Origin of the sequence: Mycoplasma sp. 2045, assembly GCF_024582715.1 — a bacterium.
Taxonomy (GTDB): Bacteria; Bacillota_I; Bacilli_A; order Mycoplasmatales; family Metamycoplasmataceae; genus Mycoplasmopsis.
In genome coordinates this window covers 379,013-395,729 of sequence record NZ_CP102083.1, presented here as the reverse complement: position 1 = coordinate 395,729, position 16,717 = coordinate 379,013, and the positions used below count along the sequence as shown (strand labels likewise).

The window sequence follows — 16,717 nt, the reverse complement described above, 5'->3', positions numbered from 1 at the left end:
TTATTGTTCTTTTTGACAAACAGGACAGAATGATGTTCCTCTCCCATTTGGTTTAAAGTCTAATTTAACTTTTTGAACAATTCCTTCTTTACATACTAAGCAACGTTTATTAGCTCTGCTATAAACTCTTAAATAGTTTTGATAATGTCCAACTACACCATTAACTGACGCATAAGTGTGAACTGTGCTGCCACCTGCTTTGATACTGTCATCCATAATGATTTGCGCATTTTTTAAAAGTTCCTTAAGTTGTTCTTTAGTTACTTTGTTACATTTAGTCATTGGGTAAATTTTAGATGCAAATAAAGATTCATCTGCATAAATGTTACCAATACCTAAAACAAGTTGTTGATCTAGTAATGCAGCTTTAATTGAAATGTTTTTTCTTTGCAATTTTTCGTATAAAGCATCAACATCTACATCTTTAGGTAACTTAGCTAACTTTTTAATTTCATAAACACTTCTTTTATCAGTGTTTGCAAAGTATTCAATTGATCCGAACATTCTTGGGTCAACAAAAACAAAACATAAGTTGTCAGATAAATAAAATTCAACAATTATATGATTTACCATTTTCTTTAAGTCGGCTAAATGTTGTTGTTCTACAACATAAAACATACCTGACATTCTTAAATGGATAACCATTTTAGAATTGTCATCTAAATAAATTGTGATGAATTTACCATAGTTTTGAATTTGGATAATTTTCTTATCAGTAACTGATTTTACAAACTCATCCAAAGGTACATTTTTAATAATTTTAGAAACATTAATTTGTACATTTTTGATAGTTTTGTTTAATATTTTTTTATTTAATTGTTCTGTGATTATAGTCACTTCAGGGTATTCTGGCATTTTTACCTCCATTTTTTTAGGGTTAAAAGTTTTTTAAATAAATTTAAAAAAAATTTAATTTAGTATATATATTTTACTCTATAAGAGTAAAATTAAAATATGGAAAGATCAAAATATAAAGATATTTTCCTAGTATCTACAGATACTGTACCTGGACTTGGTGGTTTTGTTTCTCTTGAAACATTAGAAGCACTTTATGAACTCAAACAAAGACCATTAGATAAAAAGATGGTAATTGTTGTAGGTTCATTGGAACAAGCTCAAGGATTTGCGCAATGAAATGAAGAAGCAAATGCATTTGCTATTCATAAATGACCTGGAGCAAATACAATTATTGTAAATGATCAAGGTTTCAGAATGCCAGCTTGCAAAGCGTTTCAAGAATTCTTAATCAAAAATGGTCCAATGTATTTAACAAGTGCTAATTTATCAGGACAACCAGCTGCGAAAACTTTAGAAGAAGCTAAAACACAATTCCCAATGATCCAAAATGTTATTGACTTCTGTGAAGGAACAGGAACGCCAAGTACAATTTATAATTTAGATACTAGAGAAACTATTAGACGTTAAAATGTCTGTAAAAAACTCAAAAATAGAACTTTTGTCAAAGTTTTGTTTTTGGTTTGCATTTTATAATAACTGCTTCCATTAAATGAATTTATATATGAAATTATTTTGTGCATATTTTAGTTAGTCTGCTTGACTAACTTTTTTATTTTCCTTATTAATAATATATTATTAATAATTCTTTTAACTTTTTGTTTTAAGTGTTAAAATATTTTTGACTAAAAATAGTCCACATCATACTTAATATTTTGATGTTTTTAATTTATTAAATTTAGGAGGAAAAAATGACACCACACATTCACGCTAAAAAAGGCGAAATAGCTAAAACAGTTATTATGCCAGGTGACCCATTAAGAGCAAAATTTATTGCTGAAACATACTTAGATGAAGGGTTCAAATTAGTTAATACAGTTAGAAATATGTTTATGTACACAGGTACATACAAAGGAAGACCAATCACTGTAGCAGCTAGTGGAATGGGATGTCCTTCAATCGGGATTTACTCATACGAATTATTCAAATTTTATGATGTAGATAGAATTATTAGAATTGGTTCAGCTGGATCATACAAAGCTGACTTAGGACTTTACGAAGTTGTTTTAGCATCGGAAGCTTTTGCTGACGCTGACGCATTTAGAAGAATTGCTTTAGGAAAAGAAGGAAACATTTCATTACCTTCAGCAAAATTAAACGAAGAAATTAAAGCTATTGCTGCTTCTCAAGGAACAAAAATTACTGAAGGAAGAGTACATTCATCAGATATATTCTACTCAGTTGTTCCACTTGAACAAAGAATTGAAGAAACACAATCAGTTTGTGTTGAAATGGAATCATTTGCATTATTCACAAATGCTGAAGCTACAGGAAAAGAAGCTGCTTGTTTACTAACAATTTCAGATAACTTAATTACACACGAAGAAACATCAGCTGAAGAACGTCAAACAGCATTTACAAAAATGATGGAGATTGCTTTAGAATTAGCAAAATAATATGCGTGTAGTAGATATTATTGAGAAAAAACGTTTAAATCACGAACTAACAAATGAAGAAATTGAATTTTTAATTAATTCATACGTTAGAGGTGAAGCACCAGATTACCAAATGAGTGCATTCTTAATGGCAGTTATGTTCAATGGAATGAACTCAAGAGAAATTGCAACAATGACAAAATATATGATGCATTCTGGTGAAGTTATGAACTTATCAGCTATTCCTGGTATTAAAGTTGACAAACACTCAACAGGTGGGATTGGAGATAAAACAACTTTAGCAGTAGGACCAATCGTTGCTGCTTTAGGAGCTCCAGTTGCTAAAATGAGTGGTAGAGGACTTGGACACACAGGTGGAACTATCGATAAATTGGAAACAATTCCAGGTTTCACAGTTGAATTATCAGAAAAAGAATTTATCGAACAAGTTAAAGAACACGGTATTGCAGTTATTGGACAATCTGCATCACTTGTTCCAGCTGACAAAAAATTATATGCATTAAGAGATGTTACAGCAACAGTTGAATCTATTCCACTTATTGCTTCATCTATTATGTCTAAAAAATTAGCAACAGGTTCAAATGCTATCTTGCTTGATGTTAAATGTGGAAATGGTGCTTTTATGAAAAATGAAAAAAGCGCTATTGCATTAGCTGAAACAATGATTAGCATTGGTAAAGAACTTAATGTAGACACAAGAGCTGAAATTACAAATATGTCAAGACCAATTGGTCGTGAAATTGGTAACAAAAACGAGGTTCTTGAAGCTATTAGAACTCTTGAAGGAAAAGGGCCTGAAGATTTCAATGAATTAGTTTACTCATCTTGTGCAACAATTTTAGAACAAGCTAAAATTGCTAAATCACACGATGAAGCACTTAAAATGGTTGATGAAGTTATTAAAAACGGAAAAGCTCTTGAAAAATTCTATGAATTTGTAAGAGTACAACATGGTGATGTAGAAGCTCTTAAATCACCTACATTCTGAAATCCTAAATACAAATTAGAAGTTATTTCAGAAAACGAAGGATACTTAGAAATCTTTGACGCTTTAACATTTGGTATTGTTTCAATGAAATTAGGTGCTGGAAGAAAAACAAAAGAAGACAGCATTGACAATGAAGCTGGAATTACATTGAACAAGAAAACAAATGAAGAAGTTAAAAAAGGTGATGTATTATTCACATTATATTCATCAAACCCAATCGATGTTGAATTAGTTAACGAACTTAAACAAGGATACAAATTCAATAAAGAAAAAGTTGAAAACAAAATTATTATTGCTAAATTACAATAATTACATTAAACACTTAATTTAAATAGTTAAATTTAAACAAAGGATAAAATGAATTACAACAAATTAATCGATCATACTTTATTAAAAGCTGAAGCGCAAAAAAAAGACATTGATAAATTAATCGACGAAGCTATTAAATATGACTTTGCTACAGTTTGTGTTAACTCAGGATGAGCAAAATACGCAGCTGAAAGATTAGCAGGAACAGGAATTGGTGTTACTGTAGTTGTTGGTTTCCCTTTAGGAGCTAACATTACAGCAGTTAAAGCACACGAAGCTAAATTAGCTATCGAACATGGTGCTACAGAAATTGATATGGTTATGGCTATCGGACGTTTCAAACAAGGAGACTACGAATACGTTCTTAACGACATCAAAAAAGTTAAAGAAGCTTGTGGAGATAAAGTTCTTAAAGTTATCATCGAAACAGCTTTATTATCAGAAGAAGAAATCAGAAAAGCAACTGAAATCGTTATGAAATCAGGCGCTGAATTCATTAAAACTTCAACAGGAACAAGCTTCCGTGGCGCATCATTGGAAGATGTTAAAATTATGAAAAGCGTTTGTGGAGACAAATTACTTATCAAAGCAGCTGGAGGAATTGCAAACATTGATGATTTAATCGCAATGTACGAAGCTGGAGCTACAAGATTTGGAACAAGTCGTTCAATCGCTATTGTTGAAGGAAAAACTTCTAAAGAAGGATACTAATCCTTTAATAATTATTAATCACTATCATAAGATGGTGATTTTTTAATGCGCTTTATTCAATTTAAGTTCAAATTTGACTAAATTTACTAAATAAATGAGGTGCAAAATGAAAAATAAAGAAAAACTTATAGATTTATTTGAAGTTCACGAAATCAGTGATGATTTATTCGACTTCTTATTTAAAAAATCGAAAATGACTCATAAATTAATTATGCCAATCTTACAAGTGGGTAATGAATACTTATTCTGTGAGGTTAAACACAAAAAATTCAAGTTAGACACTGATATGGGTGTACTTTTATACACTGCAGATGGGTTAACTGATTATGAACTTAATGTAAACACAATATTTAAAATTAAAGAAGATATCTTATTTAAGAATTCATACAACATTAATCATGAAGTACTACATAAGAAAATTAGTGAGTTTAATGAATTAGAAATTCTACAAATCATTCACGATAAGGTTATGGACAATCTAAGAAATGTAAAAGTAATTCAAATAAATCGATTAAATAATCAAATTTAGTCAAGTTAAACACAAAAACACTAAAATCAGATTAAAAAAACATCTTAACAACTACGTTAAGATGTTTTTGATTATGTAATTATATTCATTTAAGTGCAATAGCTGTAATTAACACAGCTACTAATGCAATTAATAGAACTAAAGAGAAAATAGCTAGTATATATGCTAGTCTGTTTTTCTTATATCTTTTAACAGATGTTTCATCTTTAACATTCTCTTCGATTACTAAATCAACTAATTGAGTATATTTTTTCTCTGATTTGATTGTTGAGTAACCTGGTTTTTTAGCATTTTTCTTTTGTCTAGGCATCGTAACCTTCTTTTGGAGTTATCATAATAGCAAAAGCTTCAGGACCTGTGTGAACTGAAATAACGCTTGAAGTAAGTTGCTCATTAACAAGTTTAATTGAGTGTTTTTGCGCTTGTTCTTGAACTAATTTATTAACTTTTTCATCTATACCATGCATTCAAGTGAAAACGTAATCTTCTGGTTTATCAACTGCTTCTATTACTTTTTCAAATAGTTTTTTAATAGCACCTGATGAAGTTAATTTGAATGAAACAAACGAAACTGCATCATTTTTATCATATGAAAGAACAGGATAAATGCTTACTTTTGAAGCGATAAACTTTTTAACTGATGATAATCTACCACCTGAAATTAAATATTTTAAGTTCATAGGGAGTAAAAATGTGTGTGATTTTTGATTTAGTTTAGCAAGATGATTAATAATAGATTGAACTTCTAAGCCTTGCTCACTTAGTTTTTTAGCATATTTAGCTGCATATAATAATTGAACACCTGCAAAGTGATTATCAACTACGTGAATGTTTTTATATTCATTAGACATAGCTGCAACGTGATTTGGTGTAGAAGATAATTTAGATGAGATACCTAAATAAATAACTTCTTGGTTTTCCTCAGCAGCTTTTTTAACTGTGCTTTGAAGGATATCTAATTTTGGTGATGAAGTTTTAATATCAGTTGCAGTAGCAAGCTGCTCTAAAACTTCAAGGGGGTCAACTATACCATCTTGATAAACTTTTTTATCAATTTCTATCTGTAATGGTAAATAATAAAATCCGTGAGCTTCTGCTTCGGTTTTTGAGATTCCTGAAAAGGAATCAATGATAATACCTATTTTTTCCATAGAGTAAATTATATAGCAATTTATTGTAAAAAAGTCTTATATATACATAAAATGTATATATAAAAATATATGCATTTTTAGTAATAATTTAGCTTTATTTTTTGACTAAAACGCCTTGTACACTATGCTAAAAGTATTTTTACACGTGTATATGTATATTATATGTATATATAATATAAAAAATATTTAATAATAATTATATTTACAATATAATTATTACTATGACTAAACAAATGACAAAGATTATTTTTCTAACTATTATTACGTTAGGTTTCATATGAATTAAATGAAACAAAGAAAAGAAAGCTAAGAATACTATTTACCAAAGTAACAAACTTCCTTTCAAAGTTGAACAATTAGTTAGTGCTCTAGGTACTAAAGAAAATATTGATAACTTTGAAGTTAAAATAAGTAGACTAGTTGTAAGAGTTAAATCAAACAACAAAGTCGATACAGAAGCTTTAAAAGAATTAAAAGGTGTAAGTGGAATTTTATTATCTAGTTCTAAAGTATCTATAACACTTGGTGAGTATGCTAATGAAACATTAAGACAATTAGAACAACAAGTAAAATAATGAGGTTACAAAATGAGTAAAGAACAAAACAAATATAAGATTATTCTAGATAACTTATTAGATATTTCGCAGACTGACTCTTCTATATTTACTAAAATACAAAATAAATACTTTTATGACTTGTATTCGCTTATAGGAGATAAAAACTGAGATACGTTTTATAACAATGAAACATTTCAAATAAGCGCGCTAGACAATAATGTAATTACTTTGATTGAAAAGATTTCTAATATATCAGGACCTGATAACTTGGTCTTATATTTAGAAAGCAAACTTAATGTATTGCATCATTTAAAAATTAAAGTTAATTTAGAAAACGTACAACAAGATTGAGAATACTACAAGAAAAAGATTTTAAATGACTTACAGTTAATGTTACAAAAGTCAATCACACAATGAAAATTGTTAGATGACAAAGTGACTAATATTCTTGATGAAACAAATATTTGACCTTTATATATAGGTTTCCTATTTATTTCACTTAAGAAAGATGACAAATTCATTTATGCTCCTTTATTCTTAAAACAAGCTTCAATTGATTTTGTAAATGGTAAACCAATTATTAAATCAGATGGAGATATTAAAGTTAATGAAAAACTTGTATTCTTCTTAAATAATAATGATTTCAAGATTTCTATTGACGCAGAATTTAAAGACTACAAGATTTCTACTTTAATTAATAAGTTGCAAGAAGATTGAAACGATTTATTTGATTTACCAGTTTCACTTAAAAATCCTTTTGAGAAAATCTCAAATCCTGAGGAAGAAATTACTAATGAAAACATTAAATTCCATCCAGGTGCTGTTTTAGGAATTTACCAACCTTGAGGTGGCTATGCTAGAAACAGAATGAAAGAGATTGCTCAAAAAGATGAAATTGATAATATCATCAAAGTTGAGTTTAATAAAAACATTTATAAAGCTACAGTTGAGCATAATACATATAGAGATAACACAGGATTAATCAAGATAACAGATTCAAACTTATCTCAAGATAAGGCTATTATAAGTTCAATGCTTCAAAACACTGTTATTTGAGGTCCACCTGGTACAGGTAAATCTCAAACAATAGTTAATATATTAGCTAACATCTTAGTAAGAAAGAAAACAGCAATTGTTGCTTCACAAAAGAGAGCTGCACTTGAAGTTATTAAAAATAGATTAGATGATTTATCTGCATTCTGCTTATTTATATTGAATACAAAGAATACAAACAGAAAATCATTCTATGAACCTATTAAAAAATACTTAGATATGCTTGAGAACTTTAGTGGAACAAATGGATTCCATCCTTTAAATGTTATTTCGGAAAGCGAAATTAACTTTATAGATGCTGCTTCTGAATATCTAAATGATTCACTTGCAAAAGATGTTTTATTAACTTATTACTACTTTGCATCACAAAAGCAAGATTTCGATCATTTAACAGACATCGAGTTTCTATTGTCACTTCCAAAAGATGTTAAATATCCAATTGAACCAACAAACCATCAAACAGCTAAAGAATTACTTAAATTAAGTAAATATAAATATTTACCATTTGTAAAAGAATATAGAAGACTAAAAGAATTAGGTAACTTAATTGACGAAAAATTACCTACATTCAATGGTTCATTAAATGATTTAATGAAATTTGTAAACGCAATTGGGTTTGAGCACATTAATTCAGAACACAGTCCATTTAAAAAACTTAATAATTTAATTACAGCTTACAAAAACATTCAACCTAGAGCACAAAGAATGAGTATAGAAGAAGTCAGAGACTTTGTAGCTCACTTAATAGTGGCTAGAATTAATAAATTTGACGAAAAACTTAAAAAAGAATATAGAGAATTTGCTCAATCAGTAAGAATTCAAAACTTAGAACCTTACAGATTTGTTAAAAAATTCACTGGAATGATTAAACAATTATTCCCTATTGTAGTCGCTACACCTAACACGGATTTATCAGGTTGATCTAAAGAAGAATTTGATTATGCAATCCTTGATGAATCAAGTCAGATTTTCATTGAAAATGCCATTCCAATTCTTTATTTAGCAAAATTCAAAATCTTTGCTGGTGACACAGAGCAAATGAAGCCCACTTCTTGATTCGTGCAACGTATTACAGATGATTCGATTTTCGGTAAAGTTGAATCAGTTCTAGATTATGCACTTTCATTAGGAGTTCATAATGTTATGCTTGATAAGAATTACCGTTCAAATCACGCTGAGCTTATGGGATTCTCATCAAAAACTTTCTACCAAAGTAAACTTAACGTTTTAGATGCTGCTAATGCTTGAAATAATGAACCAATTGAAGTTTACCAAGTAGATGGTTCTTGAGACCAAAACAAAAACATCGTTGAAGCTAAATTAGCTATAGACAAAGTAATAGAAAATGTAGATAAATATAAGAAAATAATTCTTTTATCATTTAACGTTAAACAAAGTAATTACATAACAGAATTGATTTACAATCAATATCCATTACTTGAAAAAGCAATTCACAGCAAGAGACTTTTAATCAGAAACATTGAAAACATCCAAGGGGACGAAGCTGACTTAGTTATTGCAACAATTGCTTACGATAAGAACACAAAATTATCATCTACATACGTTTCACGTCCAGGTGGTAAAAATGCTCTTAACGTTGCGATTTCACGTGCTAAAGAAAAAATGATTATCATTAAGACAATCAAATCTGAAGATATCATTTTAACACCTGAAATATCTGACGATATTAGAGTGTTCAAATCTTGACTTCAATTCTTAGAAAAAGAATCAGAACAAAGAAGAATTGAAATCAAAGAATCATTTGATCAAAACCATTATTCAATTTCAAATACTAAACTCAAGGACGACTGATTTAAAAACTTAGTATTTAATAGAATTAAAAGTGCAATTGCATATGATCCAAACTTTGAAGTGTTCAAAGATTACATAGTTGGTTCATTAGATATAGACATTGTAGTTACATACAACAAAATACCATTCAAATGTATTTCATTTGATACAATGTACTATGCAAATTCAAAAGAAAACTTCGTGTCTTTATATGATGCTGTTAAATTCTTAAAATCTAAATCATATGATGTGGAAGTTGTTACACCTATTAACTGAATTTGAATTCAAAATCAAATCGATAGTTGATTCACACCTGAAAAAACAAAAGAGTTTAAATCAACTTCAAAAGGTCAAGTAACAAATACTTACACAATTAACAAAACTGCAGAACACGAAGTTGCTAAAGAACCACAAGTACAAAATCAAATTTTAACTGCACAAATCACAATTGAACCAATTGCTGAAGAAGTAGATGAAGTTGATTTAAATATTAATGATGAACAAATAATCGAAGCTGAAGAACAAACTGCAGAGCAAGTTGTAATTCACTCAGAAGAAAAAGCTGAACCTATAACAGAAACTGTTGTAGAGGAACAAATCTTTTACTTTGGTTCATCTGATGAAGATGAAGTTATGGAGAGCAAAACTTCAGAAAGTATTGAAGAACAAAATGAACCTGAAGAAGTCGAAGACACACTTGAAGAAGAAATTGATTCAGAAGATGAATTAGTTGATGAATCAAACTCAGAAAATGATAATAAAATAGAAAATCAAAATGATTCAGATGTTTATGAAGAAATCTGGACATTTGAAGACAATGAAGTTTCAAATGATAATATTGAAACTGAAAAAATAATAGAAGATATACAAAATGAAGAAGTTAATGAAGAACCTGTTGCTGTAGAAGAAACAGTATTTAAAGAAGAACAACCAACAGAAGAACCATTCATTAACCAAAGTGAAATTGATTCATCATTTGATGACATTTTCCAAATCAAACCAGAAAATATAGAAGAACAAATAACACAAGAATTTGTTGCAGACAGTACTAAAGAACAACAAACTTCTACAGATTCACAAGAATCACAAGTAGATGACCTAGATTACAGCGATGAAGATGATGATAATTTTGTATTAAATTTTGAATCATTTAACCCAAGAGCTGTTACAAAAGAAGAACAAATAACACTTGATAAAGTTGAACAAGCAGAAGAAGTGTTAAATAAGAAAAAATCTCATATAATTCATCCAACGATGCAAGATAAAACAGAAGAATGAATTTATGATGGACAATACGATGACTTTTAATAGATAGGAGAACTTATCATGACAATCGAAAAATTTTTAACATTTATGTCTAAGGACGTTAAAAGAAATTTAATTATTCACTTATTTACTTGTCACGAAAAAGAATGTGACGTTTTAGATTTAGTTGACCTTTTAAAGGAAAAACAAGCTAACGTTTCAAAACACTTAGGTGATTTAAGAAGAGACAAAGTGGTAGCTAGAACAAAACAAGGTAAAAAATCAAAATACTATGTAACAAATGAATTTAAAAAACAATATGGTTACTTAGTTGAAGAAATTATGGAACACTCAGATCCTGCTTTACTTGACAAAATGGCTTGCAAATGTTTTGGAGATGGACACGTAATGGAAGTTGGAGAACACAATCACAACTTAAAATACGTTTCAAGCGTAAACAAAAAATAATATGCAAAAACCAATTCCAAAAATTACTTTCTGAAAATTGACAAAAGGCATTCGAATATATGGTCTTTTGTCTATTTTTACAATTTTAGTAGAAGTTTTAATGCAGGTATTTTTACCTGATGTTTCAAAAGACGTAATTAATGCATTGCAAAACAATACTGCTGATATTAATTTTGTACTACAAAAAGGAACTATTCTAATAGCTCTTGCTCTTATTGCGCTTCTAACAGGTATATTAGGTGCATATTTTTCAAATATTGCATCCACTAGATATGCCCAAAACATCAGAAACGCAATAATTAAACAAGTTAATGAATTTTCATTTGAAGATATTGATCATTTTACAAATGGTTCTATCTTAAATAGACTTAATATAGATGTGAATAATGTTCAAATGTCATTTAGGTTCATAATCGGAACTTTTATTAGGTTACCTATTATCTTCTTATTGTCACTTATAATGTCAATTAAACTATCATTGACTTTATCATCTATATTCTTAGTAACATTACCAATATTATGTGGTTTCTTTGTTTTAATCTGATTTATTAGTTTTCCTAAATTCAAACTAATGTATAAACAATATGATTTATACAATCAAAAAATTCAAGAAAACTTAAACAGCTTTAGAACAATCAAATCATATGTAACTGAAAACTCAGAATACAACAAAGTTGCATCTTTAGCTAATACACTTAAAGATACTAATATTAAAGTTAATAAGTACTTAACTTTTAACAGCTTATTAATTAATGGAATAATTTATAGCTCATTTATTACACTTGCGATAGTTGGAACACAATTGTATTTAGGACAAAAAATTCAAATTGGAACAATTATGGCATTCGGTTCATACATCTGAATGGTTTCAGGTTCTCTAATGGGAATTATGAACGTTTTAAGTCAAATTTTAATGTCAATTCCTGCTTCAAAAAGAATTAAAGAAATTTTAAATTATGTTCCTACTATATTAGATTCAAAAGACGCAATCAACCACAATGTAATTGGTGACATTGAATTTAAGAATGTTTCATTTGCATATACAAATTCAAGTCATCAAGCACTCAAAAATATTAATTTTAGAATTCCAGCTAATAGTTCATTTGGAATTATAGGACAAACTGGTTCAGGAAAAACTACACTTATTAACTTAATCCCTAGATTTTATTCAGTTAAAGAAGGAGCTATTTTAATTGATGGGATTAACATTAATAAGATTCAAAAAGATAATCTAAGACAACAGATTTCGGTTGTATTTCAAGATCCAACTTTATTTAAAGGAACTATTAGAGAAAATATGCTTTTTGCTAATCCTGATGCAACTGATGAGCAAATTTATCAAGCATTATCAGAAGCAAACATTTATGACTATGTGTATGGATTAGAAGATAAATTAGATCACATAGTAGAACAAAGAGGAAGAAACTTCTCTGGTGGTCAAAAACAAAGATTAGCAATTGCTCAATCATTGCTTAAACAACCTAAAATCTTAATTTTAGATGACTCAACATCAGCGCTTGATTCTAAAACAGAAAATCATGTGAAAAATGCTGTGTCAAAATTACAAAATTGCACCAAAATTATCATTGCACAAAAGATTAGCTCAATCAAAGATTGTGACAATATCATCTTGCTACAAGATGGAAAAATCCAAATTCAAGGTAATCACGAGTATTTACTTAAACATAGTGAATACTATAATGAACTATACCAATCACAACAAAATGCAGGAGGTTTAGATGAGGTCGATGCAATCATTTAAATCACCTAATCACAATCTTAATTTAAAACTAACTAAAGAAGAAAAGTTAGATTCATTTAAGAAGTTAGTTTCTTTATTATGAAAACATAATAAAGGATGATTGCTTTTAGCTTTTACTTTAGTTATATTTAGTGCAATGGGTAATATATATAACCAACTATTTTTAGGATATGTAATAGTTGACAAATTATTGTTAGGAACAAATCCATTTAATGAAGATAAGTTTTACATAATTATTTGTGTATCTGCACTTATTTTCTTAACAAGTATTATTTGTGATTTCATAGCTAATAGAATAATGATATCTATTACCTATAAAACAATGACTAAACTACGTTTGGACTTGTATGAGCATATACAAACTTTACCTATTAAATACTTTGATTCTAAATCTAAAGGTAATCTAGTATCTAGATTTACTTCAGATATAGATACACTTAGAATGTTTCTATCAAGAACAATAATTACAATTATTCAATCGTTTATAACTTTAACTGTATCACTTACAATCTTATTTGTACTTAACTGATTACTTAGTTTAATAATGGTTGCTTTAACAATACTAATAGCACTTAGTGCATACATTATTAGTAAAAAATCAAGTAAGTACTTTATTAATAAACAAAAAAATAACGGTCAAATGATAGGTTATGCAGAAGAAGTTATTTTAGGACTTAAAACTATTAAAATGTATGGTCAAAGTACTAATGTAGTTAAGAAGTTCTCTGATATTAATAACACAGTAACTAAAAACAGTTTTAAATCTGAATTTATTTCTTCAATCATATGACCTTTATCAAAGAACTTAAGCAACATTGCTTATGCTCTTGTTATTATGATTGGAGCAATTGTTGTTATCACAAACCAATCAGGTAACGGAGTTGCTTTGGGATTAACAATAGGTATTGTTGTTTCATTTTCTCAATCAGCTAAAAGTTTCTCAGGCCCAATTTCAACAATGACTCAAACAGTAAGCTCATTTATGCTTGCGTTAGCTGGTTCAAAAAGAGTTTTCGATATATTAGCTCAAAAAAGCGAAATTAATCAAGGAACTATCAAATTAGTTAAAGTAATTAATGAAAATGATAAATACACTGAAGTTAATTTAAATGATAAAGATGGTTTCTATGCTTGAAAAACACAAGTAGGAAATCAAATCATTTACCAAAAAGCACAAGGTAAAATTGAATTTAAAAATGTATATTTTAAATACAATGAAAATGATGAAAAATACACATTAAAAGATATTAGTTTTGTAGCTAATCCAGGAGATAAAATTGCATTTGTTGGGCCAACTGGTGCTGGAAAAACAACAATAGTTAACTTAATAACTAGATTTTATGAAGCAACTGATGGAGTGATATTGTATGACAATATACCTATTGAGAATATTGATAAATATTCTCTTAGAAAATCTATTGGTTATGTGCTTCAGGAAACAAGATTATTTACAGATACAATTCAAAATAATATAACATATGGTTCTGATTTATATGACGAACAAATGCTATCTAATGTTTTAAGAACAACTAATTTAGTTGAACATATAGAAAAACTAGATGATAAATATTCAACTATGTTAACTAATTCAAGTTCTAATTTATCTCAAGGACAAAAACAACTTATTTCTATAGCTAGAGCCAGCTATAAAAATCCAATAGTTTTAATATTAGATGAAGCAACATCTAATATTGATACACATACAGAATTTCAAATAGAAAAAGCAACCGATAAGTTACTTCAAAACAAAACATCATTTATCATAGCTCACAGATTAAGCACAGTTAAAAATGCTACTAAAATAATTGTTATAAATGATGGACAAATCATTGAACAAGGTTCTCACGATGAACTTATAAAAAATAAAAATCTATATGCTCAACTATGAGAATATGCTTCAAACAAATAGCAGGAAAAATCAATTTCTTGCTATTTTTATATATAAAAATAGAGAGCTTCACAAATCACAATAACAAATATTTCGTTCACAATTAATCATCGCTATGTAAATAGTGCTGATTTTTATATGTTTTTTAAGTTAATTAATTAACTAAAGATATAAAAAATAACAAGACTATTTAATCTTGCTATTTGTAATATTTAAATACTGTTTATAAGCGTGTTTTAAGAATGCTTTTGACTTGTTATATGTAAGAATATTCAAGGCTCTTTTCATAGGGTAAAAATGCACTTTTTTGACCTCTGAGAGCAGTTTCTTAGGACAAGAAGTCGTTTTAGTATCTGCTATGAAGTAAGTTACTTCTTTTCAGTTACATGTTTGACTAACAAAATATGTGTCAACATAAAATTTGTTTGCATAAATTGTTATATCTTTAATTGATGTTTCTTCAAAAACTTCACGATGCGCTGTGTCAAGTTTTGTTTCGTTATTTTCCATATGTCCTTTAGGAAAATTTCAAACATCATTAATTTGTTTAATTAATAAAACTTTAATTTGTTTTTTGAATTGTTTGAAAACAATTGCTCCACAGGAATATTCAGATATTTTTTGATCCATTATTTTTGATTTTCCAATCATTGTGTAGCTAATTGTTTAAGTTTTTCAACTTTGTTAAGTTGTTCTCAAGGTAAGTGTAAATCATTTCTACCAAAGTGTCCATAGTATGCTGTTTGTAAGAAAATAGGTTTTCTAAGACCTAGAGCATCGATGATACCTTTAGGTGTTAAATCGAATAATTGAGTTACAAAGTCAGCAATTACACTATCTGGAATGTTTTTAGATGTACCAAATGTTTCAATCATAATTGAAACTGGTTTAGCAACACCGATTGCATAAGCTATTTGAACTTCACATCTGTCTGCTAAATTAGCTGCAACAATGTTTTTAGCAATTCATCTAGCAGCATATGCTGCTGATCTATCAACTTTAGTTGAATCTTTTCCTGAAAATGCTCCTCCACCGTGTCTTGCTGAACCACCATATGTATCAACGATGATTTTACGTCCTGTAAGACCTGTGTCACCAATAGGTCCACCAATAACAAATTGACCTGTTGGGTTGATTAAAATGTGTTTAGGTGCATCTAAGTTGTATTCTTTTAATACAGGTAAGATAATTTGTTCTTTAATGTATTTTTTAAACTCTTGTTCGTTGTAGTTTTTAGAATGTTGAATACTTAACAAAACTGTGTCTACAAATAGATTGTCTTTGTCTGTGTAATCTAATGTAACTTGTGATTTCATATCAGCTTTAGCTCATTTGAATTCCATATTTTGTCTTAAGTTTTCAGCTCTTTTAACTAAAGCGTGAGCTAATGTAATTCCCAAAGGCATATATTCAGGTGTTTCGTTAATTGCATAACCGAACATTAAACCTTGGTCCCCAGCACCGATTTCGTGTCCTTTTTCGACACCCATAGCGATGTCTTCGCTTTGTTTTTTGATGTCTGTAATGAAACTTGTTTCTGTTGTGTAGTATCCGAGTTCTTTTAAGATGTTTTTAGCTATTTCTATAACATCAATATCAGCAGATGATTTAACTTCTCCTGCTATGAAAATATTATGCCCACTTGCCATTGTTTCAATAGCAACTTTTGATGTTGGATCTAAAGCAAGGTAAGCATCTAAGATTGCATCAGAAATTTGGTCACATAATTTATCTGGGTGACCTCTTCCAACTGATTCACTTGTAAAAAGTTTTCTCATTTTATCTCCTAATTTAATCAAATGTTCACTAATTATTCAGTCATTTATTTTGGGCTAATAAATTCATTGAAAAGTT

General features: G+C 28.7%; 15 protein-coding genes. 10 read left to right on the top strand and 5 right to left on the bottom strand.

What is annotated here, in order from left to right:
- Positions 1-855, bottom strand: coding sequence for a bifunctional DNA-formamidopyrimidine glycosylase/DNA-(apurinic or apyrimidinic site) lyase (mutM, locus tag NPA13_RS01745; protein WP_257088636.1), 855 nt, complete (start codon positions 853-855; stop codon positions 1-3).
- Positions 856-954: 99 nt separating this feature from the next.
- On the opposite strand from mutM, the gene NPA13_RS01740 reads away from it, so the two are divergent.
- The 5 genes from NPA13_RS01740 to NPA13_RS01720 all read left to right on the top strand — a co-directional run bounded on the left by NPA13_RS01740 (position 955) and on the right by NPA13_RS01720 (position 4,948).
- Complete coding sequence (locus NPA13_RS01740) at positions 955-1,425, top strand: L-threonylcarbamoyladenylate synthase (protein WP_257088634.1); 471 nt, start codon at positions 955-957, stop codon at positions 1,423-1,425.
- A gap of 281 nt (positions 1,426-1,706) precedes the next feature.
- Complete coding sequence (gene deoD / locus NPA13_RS01735; RefSeq protein ID WP_257088632.1) at positions 1,707-2,411, top strand: purine-nucleoside phosphorylase; 705 nt, start codon at positions 1,707-1,709, stop codon at positions 2,409-2,411.
- 1 nt (position 2,412) lies between these two features.
- Positions 2,413-3,708, top strand: a complete 1,296-nt coding sequence (locus NPA13_RS01730) for a pyrimidine-nucleoside phosphorylase (RefSeq protein ID WP_257088630.1) — start codon at positions 2,413-2,415, stop codon at positions 3,706-3,708.
- 48 nt (positions 3,709-3,756) lie between these two features.
- Entirely contained in the window at positions 3,757-4,419 is a 663-nt protein-coding gene (deoC, locus tag NPA13_RS01725; RefSeq protein ID WP_257088628.1) for a deoxyribose-phosphate aldolase, read from the top strand.
- A gap of 106 nt (positions 4,420-4,525) precedes the next feature.
- A complete protein-coding gene (locus tag NPA13_RS01720; RefSeq protein ID WP_257088626.1) occupies positions 4,526-4,948 on the top strand; it encodes a hypothetical protein in 423 nt (140 codons plus the stop codon).
- Positions 4,949-5,027: 79 nt separating this feature from the next.
- Here the strand turns inward: NPA13_RS01720 and NPA13_RS01715 are convergent, their stop codons facing one another.
- Both NPA13_RS01715 and NPA13_RS01710 read right to left on the bottom strand, forming a co-directional pair.
- On the bottom strand, positions 5,028-5,258 hold the full coding sequence (locus tag NPA13_RS01715; protein WP_257088624.1) for a hypothetical protein: 231 nt from the start codon (positions 5,256-5,258) through the stop codon (positions 5,028-5,030).
- Positions 5,251-6,099 carry a DegV family protein gene (locus tag NPA13_RS01710; RefSeq protein ID WP_257088622.1) on the bottom strand — a complete coding sequence of 283 codons (849 nt, stop codon included), beginning with the start codon at positions 6,097-6,099 and terminating at the stop codon, positions 5,251-5,253. Before NPA13_RS01710 ends, NPA13_RS01715 begins: the two co-directional genes overlap by 8 nt.
- A gap of 221 nt (positions 6,100-6,320) precedes the next feature.
- Between NPA13_RS01710 and NPA13_RS01705 the strand changes: the two genes are divergently transcribed.
- From NPA13_RS01705 to NPA13_RS01685, 5 genes are read left to right on the top strand one after another with little or no spacing between them, the layout of a single operon-like run.
- Positions 6,321-6,674, top strand: coding sequence for a PTS transporter subunit EIIB (locus NPA13_RS01705; protein WP_257088620.1), 354 nt, complete (start codon positions 6,321-6,323; stop codon positions 6,672-6,674).
- Positions 6,675-6,686: 12 nt separating this feature from the next.
- Positions 6,687-10,808, top strand: coding sequence for an AAA domain-containing protein (locus tag NPA13_RS01700; RefSeq protein WP_257088618.1), 4,122 nt, complete (start codon positions 6,687-6,689; stop codon positions 10,806-10,808).
- 18 nt (positions 10,809-10,826) lie between these two features.
- Positions 10,827-11,213, top strand: coding sequence for a transcriptional regulator (locus NPA13_RS01695; protein WP_257088616.1), 387 nt, complete (start codon positions 10,827-10,829; stop codon positions 11,211-11,213).
- Position 11,214: 1 nt separating this feature from the next.
- The gene (locus NPA13_RS01690; protein ID WP_257088614.1) at positions 11,215-12,975 is read left to right on the top strand and encodes an ABC transporter ATP-binding protein; all 1,761 of its coding nucleotides are present in this window, start codon (positions 11,215-11,217) and stop codon (positions 12,973-12,975) included.
- Positions 12,962-14,884 (top strand): ABC transporter ATP-binding protein, encoded by a 1,923-nt coding sequence (locus NPA13_RS01685; RefSeq protein WP_257089758.1) that lies wholly within the window; start codon positions 12,962-12,964, stop codon positions 14,882-14,884. The genes NPA13_RS01690 and NPA13_RS01685 overlap by 14 nt, the downstream gene beginning before the upstream one ends.
- A gap of 165 nt (positions 14,885-15,049) precedes the next feature.
- On the opposite strand, the gene NPA13_RS01680 is transcribed toward NPA13_RS01685, so the two are convergent.
- Together NPA13_RS01680 and metK are read right to left on the bottom strand one after the other, a co-directional pair.
- The gene (locus tag NPA13_RS01680) at positions 15,050-15,493 is read right to left on the bottom strand and encodes an NUDIX domain-containing protein (RefSeq protein WP_257089756.1); all 444 of its coding nucleotides are present in this window, start codon (positions 15,491-15,493) and stop codon (positions 15,050-15,052) included.
- The gene (metK, locus tag NPA13_RS01675; RefSeq protein WP_257089754.1) at positions 15,493-16,641 is read right to left on the bottom strand and encodes a methionine adenosyltransferase; all 1,149 of its coding nucleotides are present in this window, start codon (positions 16,639-16,641) and stop codon (positions 15,493-15,495) included. Before metK ends, NPA13_RS01680 begins: the two co-directional genes overlap by 1 nt.
- Positions 16,642-16,717: the final 76 nt, after the last annotated feature.